Source organism: Novosphingobium mississippiense (genome assembly GCF_044029535.1).
Taxonomy (GTDB): Bacteria; Pseudomonadota; Alphaproteobacteria; order Sphingomonadales; family Sphingomonadaceae; genus Novosphingobium.
In genome coordinates this window covers 2,469,925-2,491,742 of sequence record NZ_CP147001.1, presented here as the reverse complement: position 1 = coordinate 2,491,742, position 21,818 = coordinate 2,469,925, and the positions used below count along the sequence as shown (strand labels likewise).

Sequence of the window (21,818 nt, the reverse complement as noted above, 5' to 3'; positions counted from 1 at the left end):
AGAGAGCGGGGCCCCCGCATTCGCGAGGGCGACGAGGTTTGTTTTGAGAGCGTGAGTTTGCCGGTCACGACCGGCACCAGTCTATTCCCCGGCCTGCTCCACTGCGCGCCTCGCCGCTTGCGCCACGCTGAAAGTCGATCCCCCCGCCAGCACATCGCATCCCGCTGCCGCCAGCACGTCCCGCACCCGGTCATGTGCGCGGGCGAGGATTACGTGCTTGCCCGCCTTGTCCATGCTCTGCGCGAATTCGGAGACGACCTCGATCGCCGTGCTGTCCAGGTCGTTGCTTTCCTCCAGGCTCAGCACGATGACCCGCGCCGTGCTCGCCCGTGCACGTCGGGCGATGGCGCCCAGCACCGTTTCGGCATTGGCGAAGACAAGCTGGCCGTTGGGCCGGTAGATCGCCACGCCTGGCAATGGATGCGCATCGGCATGGCGCGCCAGATCGACGAATTCGTGCCCGTCGCCCAGCTGGCCCAGCTCGCTGATCGAGGGGTTCGCCAGTTCGTAGAGCAAGTGCATGATCGACAGCAGCACCGCCAGCAACATGCCGTTGAGCACGCCGAAGGCCAGCACCCCGGCCACGGCCGCCACCGCCACCCAGTGATCGCGGCGAATGCGGAACAAGTGCAGCAATGGCCCCGGCGTCAGCGCGTGGGTCAGCGCGGCGATGACGATGGCGGCCAGCATCGGCTGCGGAATGCGCGCGATCCAGCCGGAGGCGAACAGCGCCATCGCCAGCAGCGCCAGACTGGCCGCCGTCGCCGCCCAGCGACTGGACGCGCCCGCCGCCTCGTTGGCCGATCCAGCCGAGAAGCCCGCGCCCACCGGCATGCCCTGCACCAGCGCGGAGGCGAGGTTGGCGGCGCCCAGCGCGGCCAGTTCGCGATCGGCCGAGAGGGTGTCGCCATGGCGCAGCGCCAGCGTGCGCATGGTGCCCCAGCTTTCGGCGAACAGGATCAGCGCGATCGGCGCCGCCAGTTGCACCAGCCGGGCAAGGGCGGTGGTGGAGGATGGCCATGTGCTGTCCGGCCAGCCGAGGCCGACCGGCCCGGCAATGGCGATGCCGTGGGCGGGCAGGTCCACCGCCGCGCCCAGCGCGATGGCCAAGGCGAGCACGATCAGCGCGCCGGGTACTTGCGGCGCGCGGCGCAGCGCCAGCAAGAGGGCCAAGGTCGCCACGCCGAGCAGGCAACTGGCCGGGTGCCACTCGGCCGCGCGCATGCCCAGTGAGCCCAGCACCGTGAAGATCGTGCCCGAAGGGGCCGCGATGCCCGCGATCGCCGGCAGCTGCCGCACGATGATGGTGATCGCCAGCCCAAAGGCGAAACCGCGCAGCACCGGGCGCGAGACGAACCCCGCCAGACTGCCCAGCCGCAGTAGAGAGAGCAGCAGGAAGATCAGCCCGGTCATCCCCACCAGCACCGTCGCCAGCCCCTCTCGCGCGGGTCCGGTAGCGGACAGGCTGGCCAGCGTCGCTGCCAGAATCGCGGCGGCGGAGGAGGTGGGGGAAACCACTGCGAACCGGCTGCGCCCGATCAATACATAGGCCAGCCCGCCCGCGATCGCCGCCGCCAGCGCGCGGCCGGGCGCAAGGCCGGCGATCTCCGCATAGGCGACGCTTTCCGGCAGGATCAGCCCGGCCATGGCAAGGCCGGTCAATCCATCGCGCCAGACGGGTTTGGTCATCGCGGAGCCGGGCCTTTCATCGCTCTTCCAAACCTTTATCCTACCGCGTTGCGGCGGCCGAATACATCATGCTTCGTGCGCATGGGTGGACTTGTCGAGGTGTGGGCGATGCCCGGTCATCCGCAAGTAGAAGCGCGAGAAGTACGAAGGGTCCGAAAAGCCCAGTTCGTTGGACACCTGCACCACGCTGGCATTGGCGAAGCACAGCAGCCGCTGCGCCTCCAGCGCAAGGCGGGCGTGGAGCAGGTCCTGCGGCGTGCAGTCCAGTCGCGCGCGGGTAAGGCGGGTGAGCGTGCGCGTGGTCATACCCAGCCGCTCCGCATACCAGCCCACTGGCAATTGGTCGCGAAAGTGCAATTCCACCAGATGGCGCAGATGCGAAATGCGCTGGTCGCCGCCGCCATCGTCGGCCGCTTCCTCTTCCGGCAGCAGCGAGCGCAGCAGCGCCTCTGCCATCGATAGAAACAGCGCGTTCGGCCGCCGCCAGTCCTGCGGGATGCCCAGCATTTCGGAGCAGAGAAACTCCACCCGTTCCAGCACTTCCGGCGGGGTCGGCGCGAAGCAGCCATGCGTGGCGGCGTGAAGCAGCGGATCGCCGGGGCCGCTGCGCCGTTCCGCGAAAGCGCTGCTGAGCATCAGGACATAGCCCACCGTCTCCGGCCGGAAGCGGAAGCCGTGGATGCTGCCGCTGGGGATCACGATGTGGCAGGGCGCCTCCAGAGTCTCGGTCGTATCGTCGACGGTGAGAGTTACCTGTCCCTTCGATACCAGCATGACCTGCACGCCGCGGACATGGCGATGCGGGGCGATTTCCCAATCGTGCAAGGAACTTCGCGCCGCAATCGTCTCGATATGTCCGAATTCCGCAGGGCTTTCGGCGATCTCCTCACCATAGAGCACATAGCTGGGAACGGGACGTGGAACTGACATGGTGAGACTCGGATATGTCCTGAAAGTACCGGAACAATGGCCGTCCGGTGCATTCCGCCAAAGCCGCTGCGGTGTCAATCCAAGGGCAAGTCCAAAGGTAAGTGTCGCGGTGCCCCAAGCGGCGCGCCCGATCGGGAGAAGGATCTATGCGTACCCAAGTCGCCATCATCGGCGCAGGCCCTGCCGGCCTGCTTCTCGGCCACCTGCTGCGGGCCGATGGCATCGACTGCGTCGTCCTCGAACGTCAGACCGGTGATTACGTGCTCTCGCGCATTCGTGCCGGCGTGTTGGAACAGGGCACCGTCGCGTTGATGGAGCGCCTCGGCCTCGATGCCCGCATGAAGGAAGAAGGCCTGCCGCACGATGGCTTCAACCTTGCCGATGGCGAGCGCCTGATCCGCATCGACATCAAGGCGCTGACCGGCAAGCAGGTCATGGTCTACGGCCAGACCGAACTGACGCGCGACCTGATGGAAGCCACCGAGGAACGCGGGCTCGAAGTGATCTACCAGGCCGCCGACGTCGCGCTGTACGATATCGAGAGCGACGCGCCCTACGTCACCTATACCAAGGATGGCGCCGAGCACCGCATCGACGCGCGCTTCATCGTCGGCTGCGACGGCTTCCACGGCCCCTCGCGCCAGGCGATCCCGGCCAGCGTCGGCCAGACGTTCGAGCGTGTCTATCCGTTCGGCTGGCTGGGCATCCTGGCCGACGTGCCGCCGTGCAACCACGAACTGATCTACGCCCACCATGAACGCGGCTTCGCGCTCGCTTCGCAGCGCAGCCACACGCGCAGCCGCTATTATGTGGACGTGCCGCTGACCGAGAAGCTGGAAGACTGGAGTGACGACCGCATCTGGGATGAGCTGTCGATCCGCCTCGGCCCCGATGCCGCCGCGCACATCACGCGGGGGCCCTCGATCGAAAAGTCCATCGCGCCGCTGCGCTCCTTCGTGTTCGAGCCGATGCGCCACGGCAGCCTGATACTTTGCGGTGACGCTGCGCATATCGTGCCGCCCACCGGCGCCAAGGGCCTGAACCTAGCCGCCAGCGACGTCTATTATGCATGCGAGGCGCTGACCGGGTTCTTCAAGCGGGCGGATAACGACGCCATCGTCGGCTATTCCGCCAAGGCCCTCCGCCGCGTCTGGGCATCAGAACGGTTCAGCTGGTCGCTGACCAAGCTGATGCACCGCTTCCCCGAGGACGGCCCGTTCGAGCGTCGCATGCAGCTAGCCGAACTGGACTACATCGCATCGAGCGAGCACGCGCGGCGGGTGATTGCCGAGAACTACGTGGGGCTGCCGGTCTGACTTCGCGGCCTATGCCATCGGGCTGAAGGCCGAGTGCCTGAAGGCCCGATCCCAAATGCCGCACAATAACACTCGTCGCCCCCGCGCAGGCGGGGGCCCCGCCTTTTCTTTGCGACTGCAGCGTGAAGGAAGAAGCAAGCGGGATCCCCGCCTTCGCGGGGATGACGGGTAGGGGTTAAGTGGGGCGGGAGCGGACCGGGTCGCACCTGCTCTATCCACGCATCAGCTTTGCGACGCAGGCGTCTCCACCACCAACCCCTCAAATTCCCCCGTCACCGCAAGTTGGCACGAAAGCCGCACCCTAGGATGCTCGTCGCCGGACGTCTCGATCACCGGCCCCTCGTACTCCCCCGGCGGCCCCAGCCGATCGAACCACTCGGGCGTCAGATGCACGCGGCAGGTGCCGCAATAGCAGTTCCCGCCGCAGACCGCCTCGATCGCGTCGATTCCGTTGGCGACGGCGTTTTCCATCAGGGACAAGCCCTCGCTCGCCTCGATCTCGCGCACGGTGCCTCCGGCGTCGATGAACGTCACACGTACCATCGGCGTCAGGCCGGATCGCAGGCGACAAGCGCCCCGCGCAGTTCGTAGCCCTGGATGAAGCTGTTCCAGATGATCTTCGGCTCCGAAACCAGCCGGATGCCGGGCAGGCGAAACATGCGGTCCAGGAAAATCCGCGTCTCGTGCAGCGCCACTTGTGCGCCGGGGCAGCGGTGCGGGCCGTCGCCGAAGCTCATGTAGGGGCCGACCACTTTCATCCGCTTCGCCCGGTCGGGATCGAGTTCGAAGGGGCAGGGGCCGGTGATCGCCTCGTCCACATTGGCTTCCCGGATCGAGACGCAGAGCACTTCGCCATCTTCCATCACCCCCGGCTGCGGCTCCACCGCGCGGCGATGGAGCATGGAGGCGACGGGCTCCAGCCGCAGGATTTCCTCCAGAATGGCCGACTGGTCCGCCTCGCCCCCGGTCAGGTAGCGGTCGCGGAGGTCGGGTTTGTCGAACAGGTGCCAGGCGGCCATGACGATGAATTCCCGCGTGGTCATCATCCCGGCGCCGCCGTAGCTGAGGCACTCCATGATCATCGCCTTGCGCGAGTAATTCTCGCTCACCATGAACGAGATCACATCGTCGCGCGGCTGCTTGCGCCGGGCAGCGATCGCGGGGGCCATGTCGTTGCGGTAGAACCGGCCGACGCGCAGCAGCATCTTGGCATTGAAGATCAGGTTGCCCAGCCAGCCGGGGCGGCGATCCAGCGAACTGTCCAGCACCGCCTTCACCCGGCGAGCGAGGTTCGCATTGCTGTCGCTGTCCGTCAGGCCGACGATTTCCGCCGTCACGTCCACCGCCATCTGGAAGCTCAATTCATCCAGCGGCAGCGGCTTGCCTTCGCGCAGCCGGGCGACGAGCTGGTCCATGGTGCGATGCATCACGACATGGTGGCGGGTGACGATGGTCTTGGGCGTGAACAGCCCGGCCACGGCGGCGCGACGCTTGCGGTGCAAGTCCCCGTCCAGGAAGAAGAACGAAACCTCGTCCGGGTTGGTGATGTTGGTGTCGTCCGCATGGGCGCCGGCCTGCCGCACCTTGGGCGATCGCAGCACGTCGCGCCCCAGCGCGAAGGAGCCGACCACGCGCGATCCCGCCTGCGGGGCAAGGTTCGCGGCGGCGATGCGGGCGCTCTTGCGGTCGTCCCGCCCGGCATGCGGGCAGGCGGTTTGTGCGATTTCGGCGTTCATGGCCGTTCTCCTTCCGACAACCCTGCGTCTCCCCGTGCGTTCCGGCTTTCGTGCGACCGGATGTTTCGATGATATGATACGCAATGGATCAGAAGTTGGCCAGCAGCAATCGGCGGAATGCTGGCGGGGCGAGGGCCATTCGCTTGCCTGCGTGGGCGATCCGTTTTTGTCCTTGCGCGCAAGAACTTGGGGTATTCGCATGCGCAGTATGATTGCCTCTGCGGACTTTGCTGCTATCGCTGCCCGCGTGCGAAACGTTGGAGCATTGAACCGGGCCTCGCGAGTGATGGGCCTGCCTTTGGCATTGGCGATGGCCTGTGCGCTTTCGGCGTGCACGGAACAGGCGCGCCCGGCGGAGCAATTGCCGCAGCCGCCCGAGCCGGCGGTGGAAGCGCCCGCTGACGGCGATTGGTGGAAAAACGCCGGCGATCCGCTGCTGGCGGACCTGATCGCGCGCGGGATTGCCGCCGATCACGATCTGGCCTGCCGCGCCGCGCGGCTGAATGCGCAGATGCAGGAAGATGCCTCGGCAGACCGCCGGATCACCGGCAAGATGCGCAAGCTGGTGGGCGCCGACCAGGGCCTGTCCCGCGCGGCGTCGCTGCGGGCGGACACATATGCCTATGCCCAGGCCCGCGCCGAACGCGCGGCCACCGTGGCGCTGGCCTATGTGGAAGTGCGGCGGCTGCAGAAGGTTCTGGTGCTACGTACCGAGCGGCTGGATCAGTTCCGCGACAATGCCGCGATTGCCGAGTTCCGCCGCCAGGCCGGACTGGTAACCGCCATCGACGGCGGCATCGGCAGCAGCATGGCGGGCGTTGCCGATGCCGATCTGGCGGCCACGCGCGGGCGTTTCGACCGGGCACGGGCGGAACTGGCGCGGCTGACGGGTATGGACGATGCAGCGCTGCTCGCCCTGCTGGGCGAAACGGGCGATGTGCCCGATCTGGGGCGCGATCCACCGGGCGTGGCGGACCAGGGCCCGCTCCACCGGGCCGACCTGCTGGCGCTGCGCTATCGCCTGCTGGCGCGGATCGAGCATGAGAAGATGACGCAGGCCGATATCGATGCGGCCGAGGCCAAACCCGCCGACCCTTCCACCCCACCGCTGCTGCGTGCGGGGCTGACCGAGCTGGATAAGGCGGAAATGGACGCCCGCGCCGAAATCGGTCGCACGCGTCAGTCGCTGGTCGCGCTGGATACCCGTGAAGGTCCGCTGGAGCAGAGCGGGGAGCGTTCGCGCCGCGCGGTGCAGGATGCGCGCTCCGCCTACCGCGCCGGCATGGGCGATTTCGCGACGCTCTACGTGGCGGAAGCGTCGGCGCTCTCTGTCGAGGAAGCGCGGCTGGGGCTGCGGGCGGAGCGGGCCTCGGGCATGATTCGCCTGCACCTGCAGCGCGGCGATGGCTGGTCGGCCGCCGACCTTTCGCCGCCGGCGGGAGACGTCAGCTGTGACTGAGAGCGATGAGGTCGCCCTCGACAGTTTTCTGGGGTTCGGTGCGCGGCGCGGCCGCACGCACCTGCTGCGCATCCTGCTGTTGGCCGCGGCGGTGGTGGCGCTGATCCTGTTGCTGGTGCGCTTTCTGGGTGGCACCGATTCGCCCTATTACACCGCGCTGGTGGAGCAGGGCGGCATCACGCCGCTGCTCTCCGAACGCGGTACCGTGCACGGCAGCGGCGAAGTGGCGCTGGCTGCCGCGCTGGATGGCACGGTGACGGCGGAAGGCGTTCCGGCGGGCGGCAAGGTGGAGAAGGGCCAGGTCCTGGCCACCATCGATGCCGAGCCGCTGCGCAGCACGCTTACCGCCGATCGCGCGCTGGTGGCTGCGGCGGAAGCGGATCTTGCCGGTGCGCGCGGCGCGCGGGATGAGGCAACGGCGAAGCTGGCCCGGTTCGAGGATGTCTGGCGCCGATCCGGCCATCGCGTGCCGGCGATCAACGAGTTGGAAGCCGCCCGCGCCGCTGCGGAGCGAACCGCGCGCGAAGTCACCGCTGCCGAGGCGCGCGTGGCCGCCGCGCGCAGCAGCCTGAAGGCCGACAGTGAGAAGCTGGCCGCCGCTGTGGTGACCGCGCCGTTCGCGGGCTATGTGGTGGAGCGCAATATCCGCACCGGCCAGCGCGTGCGCGTGGGCATGAAGCTGTTTACTTTGGCCGCGAGTGACGAGACGCTGGAAATCGAGATTCCGCTGGCCCGCGCGGGCAATGCCGGGCTGGAGGCGGGCACCGTGGCGCAAGTGCGGCTGGATGCCATGCCGGACGAAGTGCAGCAGGCCACGCTGGCCCGCATCCTGACCGATCGTGCCGACGCACCGGGATCGCGCCGCGCCGTCTTCACGCTGGAAAAGCCGACCGATGCGATCCGCCCGGGCATGGGTGCGACGGTGGAAGTGGCTCTGCCGGAACGGAAAAACGTGCTGCTGGTACCCGATGCGGCGCTTACCTTTGAACCGGGCAGCCCGGGCGCCGGCAACGCTGGCGCTCACTCGACTGGTCGCAATCAGCCGCGCATCTATCTCGTCTCGGGCGACGGAGAGCCGCGTCGCGTCTATGTTTCGGCCGGCGCTGGCGACGGCAAACGCACGGAAGTCTTCGCCAACGATCTCAGGCCCGGTGCCGAAGTCATCGTGGGATGGCGCAACCAGCCCCAGAAGCCGTAGTGCAAGTATGGATCGGGATCGAGGTCGATCGGTCATGGTCCATTCATTTGCTTTTTGAATAATGCCTTTCCGAAATTCGGTCCTTGCGGCCGGAATCGGACTGAGCTGGAAGAAGGACCCTTACGACGCACTGCAGCGAAACTTTGTGATCGCCGGTGCGTATAGAGCCCATGACACGAAGCAACATGAGGGAAACAGGCCCGCAGACGGGCAACCCGGTCGCTCCCGAACGCGCCCCTGCAATGGCACGGCGCGAATTTTCCGCGATGATCGCCTCGATGGCGGGCCTCTTCGCGCTTCCGCGTCTGGCGGAGGCGGCGGTGCAGGCCGGATCGGCGGCGAATTTCGGCCCTTCGCAGCCGTTCTCCTGGGACAATCTGGTCAGCAACGCGCAGAGCGCGGCGGCTCGTCCGTGGACGGCACCGGTGGCGTCCGCCCATGCCGTGGCCGATTTCGATACGGCGGTGAAGCTGACTTACGGCAGCGCGCAGTCGCTGGCGGGCGACGTGCGCCTGTTCCCCACCAGCCGGGGCGTTGCGCCGCAGGCGGTGAAGATCCACCTCGTCGAAAATGGCACGTCGCGCCAGTTGGTGGATACCCACGGCTTCTTCGTGGGCAACAGTCGCGCCGATCCGGCGGGCTTCCGGGTGATGACAGCGGACCAGCATTCGGACTGGCTGGCCTTTCTGGGTGCATCCTATTTCCGCGCTTCGGGCTCGCGCGATCAGTACGGGCTTTCGGCGCGCGGCGTCTCCATCGACACCGCCATGCCCAAGGCCGAGGAATTTCCCGCCTTCACCGAATTCTGGATCGAGAACCTGGGCCCGGACCGCGTGCGTATCCACGCCGCGCTGGACGGGCCGAGCGTCACCGGCGCCTATGCCTTCGATTGCACGCACGGGAAGCAGGGCGTCACGCAGGACGTGCGCGCCAGCCTGTTCCTGCGCCGCGATGTGGAGCGGCTGGGCCTGGCGCCGATCACCAGCATGTTCTGGTACGACCAGTCGGACCCGGCCAAGCGGGGCGATTGGCGCCCGGAAATCCACGATTCCGATGGACTGGCCATTCACGCCGGCAATGGCGAGCGCATGTGGGTGCCGCTGAGCAATCCGCACCTTACCCGCACCAACGCCATGCGCGCGGACGGGGTGAAGGGTTTCGGCCTGCTCCAGCGCGACCAGCGTTTCGACCACTATCAGGACGACGGTGCGTTCTATGATCGCCGCCCCTCGCTCTGGGTGGAGCCGCAGGGGGACTGGGGCAAGGGCGCGGTCATGCTCTACCAGATGACCACGAATTCGGAGACGTCCGACAACATTGCCGCCTTCTGGCTTTCGGACGAGGCGGCCAAGGCGGGACAGCGGCGCGATCTGGCCTATAAGTTGACCTGGACGTCCGAGGATCCCAGCCAGACCGCGTCGGCGCGCTGCGTCGATACGTGGCAGGGCGCGCCGGGCAAGCCGGGCGACAGCAATGTTCCCAAGGACGCGCGCAAGTTCGTGTTCGATTTCGAAGGGCCCGCACTGAAGGGCCTTACGCGCGACAGCGGCGTTACCGCTGCGACCGGACTGCCTGCCGCCGCCGTGATTGCTGCCGCCGCCTATCCGGTGGTGGGTGCGGAAAACCGCTGGCGCGTGACGCTGGACTTGCGCCCTTCCGCCATGCCGTCTCCGGAAGTCAGGGTCTTCCTGTCTCGCGGTGGTCAGGCGCTGAGTGAAACCGTAATTCAGGGAGTGCAGGCATGAACCGGAAGCTTTCCCCGCTTCCGCCGGAAGCGCCGCTGGCGATGCCGGTGCAGGACCTTTACGGCATCGCGCCCGGCTCCATCGCCGTTCGCACCAGCCCGCACGGCATGCAGGTGAAGCGCCTGCTGCTGCTGGTGGTCACCGCCGTGATCGCGCTGGCCGCGTCTAGCGAGGTGCGCTTCGCATTGTCCCGCGATGGACTGAGCGTGCTGGACATCGTGCTGCTGCTGTTCTTCATGCCGCTGTTCGCGTGGATCTCGTTCGGTTTCGTCACTTCGGCGATCGGTTTCCTGCAGCTTATCACCGGCAAGCACCCCGGGTTTACCGCCGTGCCCAGCCCGGCGTCTTCACTGCGCCATCGCACCGCCGTGCTGATGCCGGTCTACAACGAAAGCGTGGAGGCCACTTTCGGCCGCGTGCGCGCGATGACCGCTTCGATCGCCGCTGCCGGCGGGGCCGAGTGGATCGATTTCTTCGTGCTGAGCGATTCCAACGCCTTCCACGGCAAGCGCGAGGAAGCGGCGTGGCGCGAAGTGGCCGCCGAAGCGCCGATCAACGTCTATTACCGCCGGCGCGAGAAGAACATCGCCCGCAAGCCCGGCAACATTGCCGAGTGGGTGCAGCGTTTCGGCGCGGCCTACGAGAACATGCTGATCCTGGACGCGGACTCGTTGATGAGCGGCGATGCCATCATCGGCATGGCCGCGATCATGGAGGAGCGCCCGTCGATCGGCCTGCTCCAGACGGTGCCGATGATCATCAATGCGCAGACGCTGTTCCAGCGCTGGATGCGCTTCGCCAGCGAGGCTTACGGGCCGATCGCTTCGGCCGGGCTCCTCTGGTGGTCGGGCGCGGAAGCGAACTTCTGGGGCCACAACGCCATCGTGCGCACGCGCGCCTTTGCCGAATCCTGCGGTTTGCCGGAACTTCCGGGCAAGCCGCCTTTCGGTGGGCACATCCTCAGCCACGACATGTTCGAATCCGCGCTGCTGCGCCGTCGCGGCTGGGCCGTGCACATGGTGATGATCGACGGCAGCTATGAGGAATTTCCGCCCACCATCGTCGATCACGCGATCCGCGACCGGCGGTGGATGCAGGGCAACCTGCAGCACTTGCGCCTGCTGGACGCATCGGGCCTGCATTGGGCCAGCCGCCTGCACCTGCTGATCGGCGCCTCTGCCTATCTGACGTCGCCGGGCTGGCTGCTGCTGCTGATCACCGCGATCGCCCAGGCCGCGATGGCGCGGGGCGGGCAGGGCTTCGTGGGCGCAACGCCGCCCAGCGTGCTGTGGCTGACGGTGCTGCTGCTGTTCGGGCCGAAGGCGATGGGTACGCTGTGGGTGCTGGCCGATGGCGCACGTCGCCGCGCGTTCGGCGGTCTTGGCGGCGTGTTGCGCTCGGCCGCGCTGGAAGTGCCGCTGGCGATCTTGCTGGCGCCGGTGACGATGGTCATGCAGATCAAGGCGCTGTTCGGCCTGGCGCTGGGCATTCCTGTGCACTGGAACACGCAGGACCGCGACGCCCGCCGCATCGGCGTGCGCGAAGTGCTGCCGGATCTGAAGGAGCACATCGCGCTGGGCCTGGCCTTCGCGGCCACGGTGTTCATCGATCCGATGACGGCGCTGTGGCTTTCGCCGCTGACGCTGGGCCTGCTCGCCTCACCCTGGCTGATCAGCCTGACCTCACGCGCGACCACGGGCGAGAAGGCGGAGGCGGAAGGCTTCTTTGCCGTGCCCGCGCCGACCATCATCGCCGCGGAGGAGCAGCGTATGCTCAATGACGATGATGCTGGAGATGCTCCGCTGGCGATCGGGTGAGCCGGCTTACCTAGCTTTAATCAAACCTCGTCGTCCCCGCGAAGGCGGGGGCCCCGCTTCCTTTTGCCTTGCCGCGAAGAACAAGCGGGATCCCCGCCTTCGCGGGGACGACGGGATGGTTTGGGTCGGCGTCGGTCTGGTGGGCATCGCAATGGTAAGGCGTTGTTTAGAGCGCGGTCAGGCACTCGCCTCCGCCAGTCTGGCCGGCAGGTTCGCCCGCAAATGCGCCACCAGCGCTCCGACCTTCGGCGAAAGGTGTCGCCGCTGCGGATAGACCGCCCAGATCGGCTCCTCCTCTGGCGCAAGCTCGGCCAGCACCGGCTCCAGCCGTCCGGCGGAGACATGATCGCCGAGATAGAAGGCCGGCAACTGGCATAGCCCCATGCCCGCCAGCGCCGCTTCCAGCAGGGCATTGCCGCTGTTGCAGCGCCAGCGGCCTTGCGGGCGGAATGTCTCGCCACCCCGGAAATGCCACTGCGCGGCCGATCCCACCAGGCATTCGTGGCGGCGCAGATCGGCCAGACCCTCCGGCCGGCCATGCGTATCGAGGTAGGCGGGGGAGGCCAGCGTCACCAGCGCCCGGCTGGCGACGCGCGTCGCCACCAGCCGGGAATCGTCGAGATGGCCGGTGCGGATCGCAAGGTCGTACCCCTCCGCAATCAGGTCAACGAGCGCGTTGTCGAGGTCCAGCGTGACCGAGATCGCCGGGAACGCCTGCGACAGTTCGCGCACCAGCGGCGCTACGAATTTCTCGCCCAGCGCGTAGGAGCAGGACACGCGCAAGTGGCCGCTCGGCTCCCCTTGGGAGGTGATGGCGGCAATCGCCTCATCCCGCTCGTCGATCAGGCGGCGGCAGGTTTCCAGAAAGATGCGCCCCGTCTCGGTCAACCGCAGCGACCGCGTGGTGCGCAGCATCAGTTGCGCCTGCAAGCGCGCCTCCAGCCGGGCCAGCGCGCGGCTCATGTGCGTGACGCTGGCGCCATAGGCCTCCGCCGCCAAGGTGAAGCTGCCGTGGCGGGCCACCATCACGAACTCTTCGATCCCGTCCCACTGGCCGAGCATGATTTTCCCCATACGGTGATAATACTTTTCAGAACGGGCGCTTTATCACAGCAAGGCCCGGTCCTACAAAGCGCGCACGAAGTTCAAGGAGCATACCCCAATGAAGACCCGCGCCGCCGTCGCCTTCGAGGCCAAGAAGCCGCTCGAAATCGTCGAACTGGACCTTGAAGGCCCCAAGGCGGGCGAGGTTCTGGTGGAAATCATGGCGACCGGCATCTGCCACACCGATGCCTATACGCTGGACGGTCTCGACAGCGAGGGGATCTTCCCCAGCGTGCTGGGCCACGAAGGCGCCGGCATCGTGCGCGAAGTGGGCGCGGGCGTGACTTCGGTGGTACCGGGCGATCACGTGATCCCGCTCTACACCCCGGAATGCCGCCAGTGTAAGTCGTGCCTGTCGGGCAAGACCAACCTCTGCACCGCGATCCGCGCCACACAGGGCAAGGGCCTGATGCCGGACGGCACCACGCGCTTTTCCTACAAGGGCCAGCCGATCTACCACTACATGGGCTGCTCGACCTTCTCGAACTTCACCGTGTTGCCCGAGATCGCCGTCGCCAAGATCCGTGAGGACGCGCCGTTCCAGTCGTCGTGCTACATCGGTTGCGGCGTCACCACCGGCGTCGGCGCGGTCATCAACACCGCCAAGGTGCAGGTGGGTGACAACGTCGTGGTCTTCGGCCTTGGCGGCATCGGCCTGAACGTGATCCAGGGGGCGCGTCTGGCCGGCGCCAACAAGATCATCGGCGTCGACATCAACCCGGATCGTGAGGAATGGGGCCGCCGCTTCGGCATGACCGACTTCCTCAACACCAAGGGCATGAGCCGCGAGGACGTGGTCGCCAAGATCGTACTGATGACCGATGGGGGCGCGGACTATACCTTCGACGCCACCGGCAACACCGAAGTGATGCGCACGGCGCTGGAAGCCTGCCACCGTGGCTGGGGCACCTCCATCATCATCGGCGTGGCCGAGGCGGGCAAGACCATCGAGACGCGCCCGTTCCAGCTGGTGACGGGCCGCAACTGGCGCGGCACCGCGTTCGGCGGCGCCAAGGGCCGTACCGACGTGCCGAAGATCGTCGACATGTACATGACCGGCAAGATCGAGATCGACCCGATGATCACCCACGTCATGGGCCTGGAAGAGATCAACACCGCGTTCGACCTGATGCATGAAGGCAAGTCGATCCGCTCGGTCGTCGTCTACTGATGGAGACGGTTTCGACCAACAAGGCGTTCGGGGGCGTGCAGGGTGTCTACACCCACGCCTCCGCCGAGACGGGCACGCCGATGACGTTTTCGGTCTTCGTGCCCGAGCATGAGGCGGACGCGAAGCTGCCGGTGCTGTGGTATCTCTCGGGGCTCACCTGCACCCACGCCAACGTCACCGAGAAGGGTGAATTCCGCCGCGCCTGCGCAGAGCATGGTGTGATCTTCGTCGCGCCGGATACCTCCCCGCGCGGCGATGACGTGCCGGACGATGAAGGCTACGACTTCGGCAAGGGCGCGGGCTTCTACGTCGATGCGACGGAGGCGCCGTGGAGCGCCAATTTCCGCATGCGTTCCTACATCGAGACCGAGCTTCCCGCCGTGATCGCCGAGCACTTTCCCGCCGACATGGCGCGGCAGGGGATCACCGGCCACTCGATGGGCGGCCATGGCGCGCTGACGATTGCCTTGCGCGATCCCTCGCGGTTCCGCTCGGTCAGCGCCTTCGCGCCGATCGTCTCGCCTCTGAATTGCCCTTGGGGCGAGAAGGCGCTGACGGGCTATATCGGTGCCGACAAGGCGGCATGGCGCGAATACGACGCCTGCGCGCTGATCGAGGATGGCGCCCGCCTGCCGGACCTGCTGGTCGATCAGGGCACGGCGGACGGCTTTCTGGAAGGGCAGCTGAAAACGCACCTGTTGGAAGAGGCTTGCGCCAAGGCGGGCCAGCCGGCGACGATCCGGATGCAGGAGGGCTATGACCATTCCTACTACTTCATCTCCAGCTTCATGGCCGATCACGTGGGCTGGCATGCGGAAAGGCTGAAGGCATGAGCGCACCCCACTCGTCCGAGCGTTCGACCATCGCGCTGATCGCGAACTACTACGATGCGTTCAATCGCCACGATGTGGAGGCGATGCTGGCGCTGCTGGCCGAGAACGTGGTGCATGAACCCAGCCAGGGTCAGCCGCGCCATGGCAAGGCCGCCTTTGCCGATTTCCTGGTGCACATGAACCGCTGTTATCGCGAGCATGTGCATGAGCCGGTGGTGCTGGCGACGCCGGACGGCTCGCACGCCTCGGCCGAGTTCCGGCTGACGGGCGAGTACATCGAAACCGATGAGGGATTGCCGGTGGCTTCGGGTCAGTCCTATGCATTGCGGGTGGGGGCGTTCTTCGAGGTGGAGCAGGGCCTGATCGCGCGGGTTTCCAACCACTACAATCTTGCCGACTGGATCGCGCAAGTGGAGCGGGGCTGACTTCGATCGGACTTCGCCCAAGGCTTAGTCTGGGCGGCGGATACCATCACAGAACATCGTCGCCCCCGCGAAGGCGGGGGCCCCGCTTCCTTCTTCCCCGCGCGCAAGAACAAGCGGGATCCCCGCCTTCGCGGGGATGACGGAGTTTAGTGTTGCGATGGTCGCCGTTCCTCCCCTTGCAGGGGAGGAGTTTCACCGCACGAAATCGTACTTGATAGAGGCCTGAATCCGGCTGGCATCGCGGGAGGATCCGTCCTGCCGCTCCAGCCGGCCCCACAGGCCCTCCAGCCCCACCGAGAACGAGGTGGCCGGCGCCCAGATCACGTTCACGGCGCCGTACTGGCTGCTGGAGAAATCGTCTGCCGGCAGCAGTCCGCCATCGCGGATCGACAGCGCGCTGTAGACGAAGTTGGAGCGGACCTTGTTCGTCCAGTAGTGCGTATAGGCGCCGAACCCGCCCACGTGTTCGATCAGCCGCAACGAACCGTCGGAACGCAGCGCGGCGTCCAGCCCATAGCCATTGATGTCGTTGACGTAGTGCGTCGCGCCCTTGCCCCAGGTGCCGCCCAGCGCGATCGAATCCTGCGGAAAGACCGACAGCGAGCCGGATGCGGAGAGCGCGAAGCCGGTGGCGTCCGCGCCGCTGCGCTCGCCTTCGACCGGATCCGATACGCGATAGCCGATGCGGCGCACCACGCCGCCCAGTTGCAAGTGGCCTCGGGCATCCTCGTACCGGGCAACCAGTACCACGTCGGGCATGGTTTCCGCCGTGGTCTGGTTGTCGGCCAGCGTCAGGTCGGAATCGGGCTGCTCCAGCGAGAGCGTCAGGTGCGTGTTGGTGGCCACCTTGAAAGACTGTCGGACCGAGGCGGTGCGCAGGAACACCGCGCCGCCGGGGCCCCAGTTGTCCAGCGTGTCGGGCAGGGCATCGGCGTCGACCAGCGCCGAATAGCCATAGCCGCCGTAAGTGTTGCCCACCTGCCCATAGGCGTGGTTGAGGTGGAAGTTGTAGCTGGTGCCGTCTCCGTAGAAGTCGTTCTCGACATAGAAACGCAGGTTGCCCAGCGTGGAGGGGCGGCGGACTTCCAGGCTGAAGCGGGTGGCGCGGGCGCTGACGTCGGCACGGTTGCGGTTGTGGGTGCCGAAGGGGATTTCCGGCACGGCGAACTCGTCCCGGTCGCCGCCGGCGGTCTTGGGGTCGTAGATCAGGTCCACCTTGGCGAAGCCACCGATGCGCACGGCAGTTTCGGTGCCGGGTATGGGGATGAAGCCCTTGAGGTCGGGGTCGTTCGGCGGGCTCTGGTTGTTGGGGCGGGAGGCGCCGGTGATACGGTCACCGATGGTGTCGCGGCCGGGCAGCGGGGAGGCGGTGACACCCAGACTGCTGGCGGCGCTGGCGACTTGCACGCTGTCGAGATGGGCAGGCGGGGCGGGCGGAGTTTCCAGCGGTGCGGCGGGCGTGCGGCCGGACGCGGTGACCGTTCCGGGCGTGGCGGCGGCGGCCGGGGCTGTTGTGGCCTGTGCCGGAGCCGCGCGATCCTGCTTCATCGCCGCGATTTCGGCCTTCAGCGCATCGACCGTGGCCTTGAGGTCGGCCACTTCGCCGCGCAGCGCGGCGACGTCGTTATCCTGCGCCTTGGCGGGCAGGGCGACGGCCGCCGAGACCGCCGCGCAGGCCAGAGCAAGGCTCCGGCCGGAAGAGTGGATCATGCATAACCCCCTTCAGATCGGGCGCACGAGCATCCTTGCTTCGGGGCCGTAGCCCTTGGCCGGATCGAGCAACCCGTCGCCGAGCAGTTCGAAGCCCTGCTTTTCCCAGAAGCCGTGGGCATCCCCCACGGCGATCAGCACCACGCGGCTGAGCCCGCGTGCCTTGGCTTCGTCCAGCGCGATCCGCACTGCCTCGCCCGCAAAACCCCGCCCGCGCGTGGAGGCGCCAAGGGCAAGGTCGTGGAGGAAATAGCAGTCGAACGGTTCGGCCAGACCGGACATCGGCTTGTCGATGACCGGCGGCCGATCCTGCCGGCCGGGATGCGAGACGAGATAGCCGGCGACCTTGCCGTCATCGCCCTCCAGCACGTGGCAGCCGGAAGGGTAATGCCGGAAACAGGCGGCGAAGACTTGCGGGTTCTCCGGGTAGTCGAGGTGAACCATGTCCGCCACGTCTGCCACGTGGGCCACGTCGTCTTCGCGCATTTCCCGCCAGTGCATCGTCTTGCCGTTCCCCTATTGGGCGCCTGAGGGCGCCATTTGCTGCGCGGCCTCTCCCGCCTCCGCCGGCGCCTGTTCGCGCGAGCGGAGGTCGAGATCGTTGTGCCGGCCGACCGATAGCCAGAACATCACGACCAGGGCAACGATCGTGACCCCCAGCGCCAGATACCGCACCCAGACCGGGGCCTTACCGCCGGGGTGGATGTGCTTCTCCTCAAGGTCGCGCTTGCGGGTGATCGAGGCGGAGTAGAACACGATGGTGGCGATCACGAAGATCAGCGACCAGCGCGTCTGCTCCCCGTCCGAACCGACCAGCGCGATCATGCAGTACACCGCCCCGGCAAGGCCGGCCGCCACGAAGAAGGTGTACTGACCGTGCGGCATCTTGCCGTAGCCCAGCACCTTTATCGCGATGCAGGAATAGATGTAGGGTAGCAGCGTCATGATGACGGCGATGGAGGCGATCTTGCCGAACTGCTGGCTGGCCGTGGGTGACATCGTGGCGAGCACCTGCACGCTCATGATGACGGCCACGATCACGAGGCCGAGCGAGGGCACGCCGCGCTTGTTCACTTTGGCGAAAATGCCGGGGAACAGCCCGTCGTCCGCCGCCGCCTTGGCCGATTGGCCGACCAGCAGGGTCCACCCTGCCAGCGAGCCGAGGCAACCCACCGCCGCGCAGAGCGCCACGGTGCTGCCCGCGAAATCACCCAGCGCCAGCCTTGCGGCGTCGGCAAAAGGCGCGGAGGAGGCGACCAGTTCCTTGTTCGGGATCATGCCCATGATCACCGAGGAACTGAGCACATAGGCCACCGAGGCCAGCACCACCCCGCCCACCGTGGCGATCGGCACGTTGCGCGAAGGGTTGGCGACGACGCCTGCGGAGACCGAAGCGCTCTCCACCCCGATGAAGGCCCAGAGCGTGAAGGTCAGCGTGGCCATCACCGCGTTCGGGCTCGACTGGCCGGAGACGTTCCAGGCGGAGGAGAACGTTTGCGGGTTGAACCAGAACCAGCCGAACAGCGCCATGCCGAAGATCGGCACCAGTGCGAACACCGTGGTGAAGCTCTGCAGCCGCCCCACAACTTTGGGGCCGAGGATATTGGCATAGGCGAAGAACCAGATGATCGCGATGGAGCCGAAGGCCATCACGATCGGCACTTTCAGCGCCGGGAAGAAGTGGGAGAGATAGCCAAGGCCCGCGACGGCCAGCGCCACATTGCCCACCACGTTGGCCAGCCAGTAGATCAGGTTGGTCTGGTATCCCATGTAGTCGCCATAGGCCTTGCGGGCATAGGCGTAGGGCCCGCCCGCTGCCGGATCGATGGCGGAAAGCTTGGCGAAGACCAGCGCCAGCGCCACCGCGCCCACCACCGTCAGCAGCCAGCCGATCAGCGCGATCGAACCGATGGCCGAAAGGTTGGCGGGCAGCATGAACACGCCCGATCCCATCATGTTGCCCGCCACCATCAGAGTGGCGGGAACGAGTCCGATCTTGCCGCTGTCGTCGGCTGCCGTTGTTGCCCCTGATGTTGCCATCGCCGTTCTCCCCTTACGACTTCTTGGCCGGGTTCTTGACGACGAGAACGTTGTAGACCCCGTCCTCCGCCTCGACCCCGTGGGTATCGTGGCCGAAGCCGGGGAAGCGCAGGTCGAAGTGTTCCAGCGCCCGCAGGTAGCCGATCAGCGCGCCCTTGGCGGGGCCGGCATTCTCGCCCGGCATCAGCAGCGGGATGCCCGGCGGATAGGGAACGATGCCGGTGGCGAGGGTGCGTCCGGCCAGGCCGTCCAGCGTCACCTTCTCGATATTGCCACGCACCAGTTCCTCATAGGCGGAGACCGGGCTCATGTCGGGCGTGGGCAGGATGCCGAAGGCTTCGGACATCGTCGCCGTGGTCTTCAGGTCGCCCATCGCCGCGAACATCAGGTCCGCCAGTTCGCGCAGGCCCATGCCGGAATAGCGATCGGGATAGTCGGCGACGAGCGAGGGGATCGTCCGTTCCAGCGACGCGTTGGCGTCATAGTCCTTGCGGAAGTCCAGCAGGGCGTTGACCAGCGTGCCCCACTTGCCCTTGGTCACGCCCAGCGAGAACAGGAAGAGGACGGTGAAGTCGGTGGTCTTCTCCACCACGATCCCGCGCGCGCCAAGGTAGGCGGTGAGGATGCTGGCCGGAATGCCCACTGCCCGCAGCGACCCGTCCGGGTCCATGCCGGGGGTGAGCACCGATACCTTGATCGGGTCGAGCATGCAGTAGCCCGGCTCGATATCGCCGAATCCGTGCCATTCGGCCTTGGGCACCAGTTGCCAGCAGGTGGGGTCGGTGGCCAGATGCTCGGGATCGCACTCGTGGAACGGCACCGTGCGGCCACGCGCGTCATGCACTTCGTCCGGCTGCCAGATGTCGAAGAACCAGGCGTTGTCGTCCGCGCTTTCGGCATTGAGGCGGGCGATCATCTGGCGGAAGGCCACCGCCTCCCGGATCGAGACATCGGTCAGATGCTCGCCCGAGGAGTCCATCATCGCGGCTGACACGTCGTTGGACGCGATGATCGGATAGCAGGGCGAGGTGGAGGCATGCATCATGAACGCCTCGTTGAAGCGGGCATGGTCGATCGGATTGCGCCCGTCGCGCACGTGGATCATCGAGGCTTGCGACAGCGCGGCCAGCAACTTGTGCGTCGATTGCGTGGCGAAGACGGAGGGCTTGGACTTGTCGCGCGTTTCCGGATCGCCATGCATGCCGAAGCGTTCGCGGTAGATCGGGTTGAAGCGGGCATAGCCGTACCACGCCTCGTCGAAGTGCAGGCGGTCCACGGTGTCACCCAGCAGTTCCTCGACACGGGCGACGTTGTAGCAGAGGCCGTCGTAAGTGGAGTTGGTGATGACGGCGTGGACCGGCTTGGCTCCTTCGGGTGCCAGCGGATTGTCCGCCACCAGCAGGCGCAAGTGGGCGGGCGTCAGATGTTCGGGCGGGATCGGGCCGATGATGCCCAGCGCATTGCGCTTGGGCATCAGGTAGCACGGGATCGCGCCCGAAAGCGTCATCGCGTGCTCTACCGATTTGTGGCAGTTGCGGTCGCACAGCGCCACCTGGTCGCGCGTGACCGAGGCCATCAGGATCACGCGGTTCGATGTGGAGGAACCGTTGGTGACGTAATAAGTGCGGTCCGCCCCGAACACGCCGGCGGCATAGCGCTCACCCGCGCCGATGGGGCCCGAGTGATCGAGCAGCGATCCCAGATCGCCGACCGAGATCGACAGGTCCGAGCGGAACAGGCTTTCCCCGAAAAATTCGAAGAACGCGCGCCCCGCGGGGGAGGTGAGGAAGGCGGTGCCGCCGGTGTGGCCGGGGGTGTGCCAGGAATATTCGTAGGTCTGCGCGAACTTCACCAGCGCGCCGAACATCGGCGGCAGCACGGTGGAGCGATAGCGCTCGATCGCGGCGCGAATGCGCCCGCCGATGAAATCGGTGGTGTCTTCCAGCAGCCAGACGAAGTCGTCCGCCTTGGTCATCGCATCCACCGGGATCACCGATGCGGCCGAACGGTCGGCCAGCAGGAAGATCGGCACGTCGGCATTGAATTCGCGCATGGCGTCCAGCACGCGGTGCGCCTCTGCATGGTTCTCGTCCGTGCCCAGGTCCCAGTCGAGCAGCAGGCATTGGATCGAGGGATCGGTGGAGACGACGGCGACGGCATCCTCCACATGGTCGGAGACGATCACCTCGATCTCGCGCCGGTCCAGTTCCTCCACCAGCGCGGTCAAGGCGCGGCCGGGGGCGGAAACATCCTCGAAATCCTCGCGCACCAGCAGCGCGCGCATGGCCAGCCTCAGGCTCGAACGTGATACCATTGGATTGGGCTCCTCAATCTTGCGATCCGGGTCTGTCAGGCTTGAAAAGCGCGCGGGACTACGCCGGTCGGACACGAAAAGACGTGCTCGACACCCTCCGGATCGAAGAATTTAAACAGTATTGTTTGAAAACATCAGCGCGCGATCGCCAAGTAGCGACCGCCTATTGAAGCTCTTCTGTTCGGAGACGTGGCAAGATCGGGCACCTCCATGCATTCGCGATACTTCGCGATTCGGTTCCCCCAACCACGGGGGGAACATTGAACGAAATGTCTTTCGGTTCAAGGGGAAATGTGCAAACCATTGTTGAGCACATTCTCCGGTGGAGCAG

The 21,818-nt window shown here is 66.6% G+C and carries 17 protein-coding genes; 8 read left to right on the top strand and 9 right to left on the bottom strand.

The features are described from left to right. Window positions 1-81 precede the first annotated feature (81 nt). Window positions 82-1,689: a SulP family inorganic anion transporter gene (locus tag WBP06_RS11780; protein ID WP_395327758.1), complete on the bottom strand. Its 1,608-nt coding sequence runs from the start codon at window positions 1,687-1,689 to the stop codon at window positions 82-84. Window positions 1,690-1,755: 66 nt separating this feature from the next. Next, window positions 1,756-2,619 carry a helix-turn-helix domain-containing protein gene (locus WBP06_RS11775; RefSeq protein WP_395327756.1) on the bottom strand — a complete coding sequence of 288 codons (864 nt, stop codon included), beginning with the start codon at window positions 2,617-2,619 and terminating at the stop codon, window positions 1,756-1,758. A 146-nt stretch (window positions 2,620-2,765) separates the two neighbouring features. On the opposite strand from WBP06_RS11775, the gene pobA reads away from it, so the two are divergent. Further along, on the top strand, window positions 2,766-3,935 hold the full coding sequence (pobA, locus tag WBP06_RS11770) for a 4-hydroxybenzoate 3-monooxygenase (RefSeq protein WP_395327753.1): 1,170 nt from the start codon (window positions 2,766-2,768) through the stop codon (window positions 3,933-3,935). A 222-nt stretch (window positions 3,936-4,157) separates the two neighbouring features. On the opposite strand, the gene WBP06_RS11765 is transcribed toward pobA, so the two are convergent. Together WBP06_RS11765 and WBP06_RS11760 are read right to left on the bottom strand one after the other, a co-directional pair. Continuing rightward, the gene (locus tag WBP06_RS11765) at window positions 4,158-4,469 is read right to left on the bottom strand and encodes a 2Fe-2S iron-sulfur cluster-binding protein (RefSeq protein WP_395327750.1); all 312 of its coding nucleotides are present in this window, start codon (window positions 4,467-4,469) and stop codon (window positions 4,158-4,160) included. Between the two features lie 14 nt (window positions 4,470-4,483). Further along, complete coding sequence (locus WBP06_RS11760) at window positions 4,484-5,671, bottom strand: cytochrome P450 (RefSeq protein ID WP_395327747.1); 1,188 nt, start codon at window positions 5,669-5,671, stop codon at window positions 4,484-4,486. Between the two features lie 199 nt (window positions 5,672-5,870). On the opposite strand from WBP06_RS11760, the gene WBP06_RS11755 reads away from it, so the two are divergent. The 4 genes from WBP06_RS11755 to mdoH all read left to right on the top strand — a co-directional run bounded on the left by WBP06_RS11755 (window position 5,871) and on the right by mdoH (window position 11,890). Further along, a complete protein-coding gene (locus WBP06_RS11755) occupies window positions 5,871-7,130 on the top strand; it encodes a TolC family protein (protein ID WP_395327744.1) in 1,260 nt (419 codons plus the stop codon). Continuing rightward, window positions 7,123-8,328 carry an efflux RND transporter periplasmic adaptor subunit gene (locus WBP06_RS11750; protein WP_395327741.1) on the top strand — a complete coding sequence of 402 codons (1,206 nt, stop codon included), beginning with the start codon at window positions 7,123-7,125 and terminating at the stop codon, window positions 8,326-8,328. The genes WBP06_RS11755 and WBP06_RS11750 overlap by 8 nt, the downstream gene beginning before the upstream one ends. Window positions 8,329-8,513: 185 nt before the next feature. After that, complete coding sequence (locus WBP06_RS11745; RefSeq protein ID WP_395327739.1) at window positions 8,514-10,073, top strand: glucan biosynthesis protein; 1,560 nt, start codon at window positions 8,514-8,516, stop codon at window positions 10,071-10,073. Beyond that, window positions 10,070-11,890: a glucans biosynthesis glucosyltransferase MdoH gene (gene mdoH / locus WBP06_RS11740; RefSeq protein ID WP_395327736.1), complete on the top strand. Its 1,821-nt coding sequence runs from the start codon at window positions 10,070-10,072 to the stop codon at window positions 11,888-11,890. The genes WBP06_RS11745 and mdoH overlap by 4 nt, the downstream gene beginning before the upstream one ends. A 177-nt stretch (window positions 11,891-12,067) precedes the next feature. Here the strand turns inward: mdoH and WBP06_RS11735 are convergent, their stop codons facing one another. After that, entirely contained in the window at window positions 12,068-12,952 is an 885-nt protein-coding gene (locus tag WBP06_RS11735; RefSeq protein WP_395327735.1) for a LysR family transcriptional regulator, read from the bottom strand. A gap of 100 nt (window positions 12,953-13,052) precedes the next feature. On the opposite strand from WBP06_RS11735, the gene WBP06_RS11730 reads away from it, so the two are divergent. From WBP06_RS11730 to WBP06_RS11720, 3 genes are read left to right on the top strand one after another with little or no spacing between them, the layout of a single operon-like run. Further along, window positions 13,053-14,165: an S-(hydroxymethyl)glutathione dehydrogenase/class III alcohol dehydrogenase gene (locus WBP06_RS11730; RefSeq protein ID WP_395327732.1), complete on the top strand. Its 1,113-nt coding sequence runs from the start codon at window positions 13,053-13,055 to the stop codon at window positions 14,163-14,165. Next, window positions 14,165-14,998 (top strand): S-formylglutathione hydrolase, encoded by an 834-nt coding sequence (fghA, locus tag WBP06_RS11725; protein WP_395327730.1) that lies wholly within the window; start codon window positions 14,165-14,167, stop codon window positions 14,996-14,998. Before WBP06_RS11730 ends, fghA begins: the two co-directional genes overlap by 1 nt. Beyond that, window positions 14,995-15,423, top strand: a complete 429-nt coding sequence (locus tag WBP06_RS11720; RefSeq protein ID WP_395327727.1) for a ketosteroid isomerase-related protein — start codon at window positions 14,995-14,997, stop codon at window positions 15,421-15,423. Before fghA ends, WBP06_RS11720 begins: the two co-directional genes overlap by 4 nt. A 192-nt stretch (window positions 15,424-15,615) precedes the next feature. On the opposite strand, the gene WBP06_RS11715 is transcribed toward WBP06_RS11720, so the two are convergent. Genes WBP06_RS11715 through WBP06_RS11700 form a run of 4 tightly spaced genes read right to left on the bottom strand, consistent with a single transcriptional unit; the run spans window position 15,616 to window position 21,487 of the window. Continuing rightward, the gene (locus tag WBP06_RS11715; protein ID WP_395327724.1) at window positions 15,616-17,133 is read right to left on the bottom strand and encodes a DcaP family trimeric outer membrane transporter; all 1,518 of its coding nucleotides are present in this window, start codon (window positions 17,131-17,133) and stop codon (window positions 15,616-15,618) included. A 12-nt stretch (window positions 17,134-17,145) separates the two neighbouring features. After that, on the bottom strand, window positions 17,146-17,634 hold the full coding sequence (locus WBP06_RS11710) for a GNAT family N-acetyltransferase (protein WP_395327722.1): 489 nt from the start codon (window positions 17,632-17,634) through the stop codon (window positions 17,146-17,148). A 15-nt stretch (window positions 17,635-17,649) separates the two neighbouring features. Continuing rightward, complete coding sequence (gene adiC / locus WBP06_RS11705) at window positions 17,650-19,173, bottom strand: arginine/agmatine antiporter (RefSeq protein WP_395327719.1); 1,524 nt, start codon at window positions 19,171-19,173, stop codon at window positions 17,650-17,652. A gap of 13 nt (window positions 19,174-19,186) precedes the next feature. Next, a complete protein-coding gene (locus WBP06_RS11700) occupies window positions 19,187-21,487 on the bottom strand; it encodes an Orn/Lys/Arg decarboxylase N-terminal domain-containing protein (RefSeq protein ID WP_395327717.1) in 2,301 nt (766 codons plus the stop codon). Window positions 21,488-21,818: the final 331 nt, after the last annotated feature.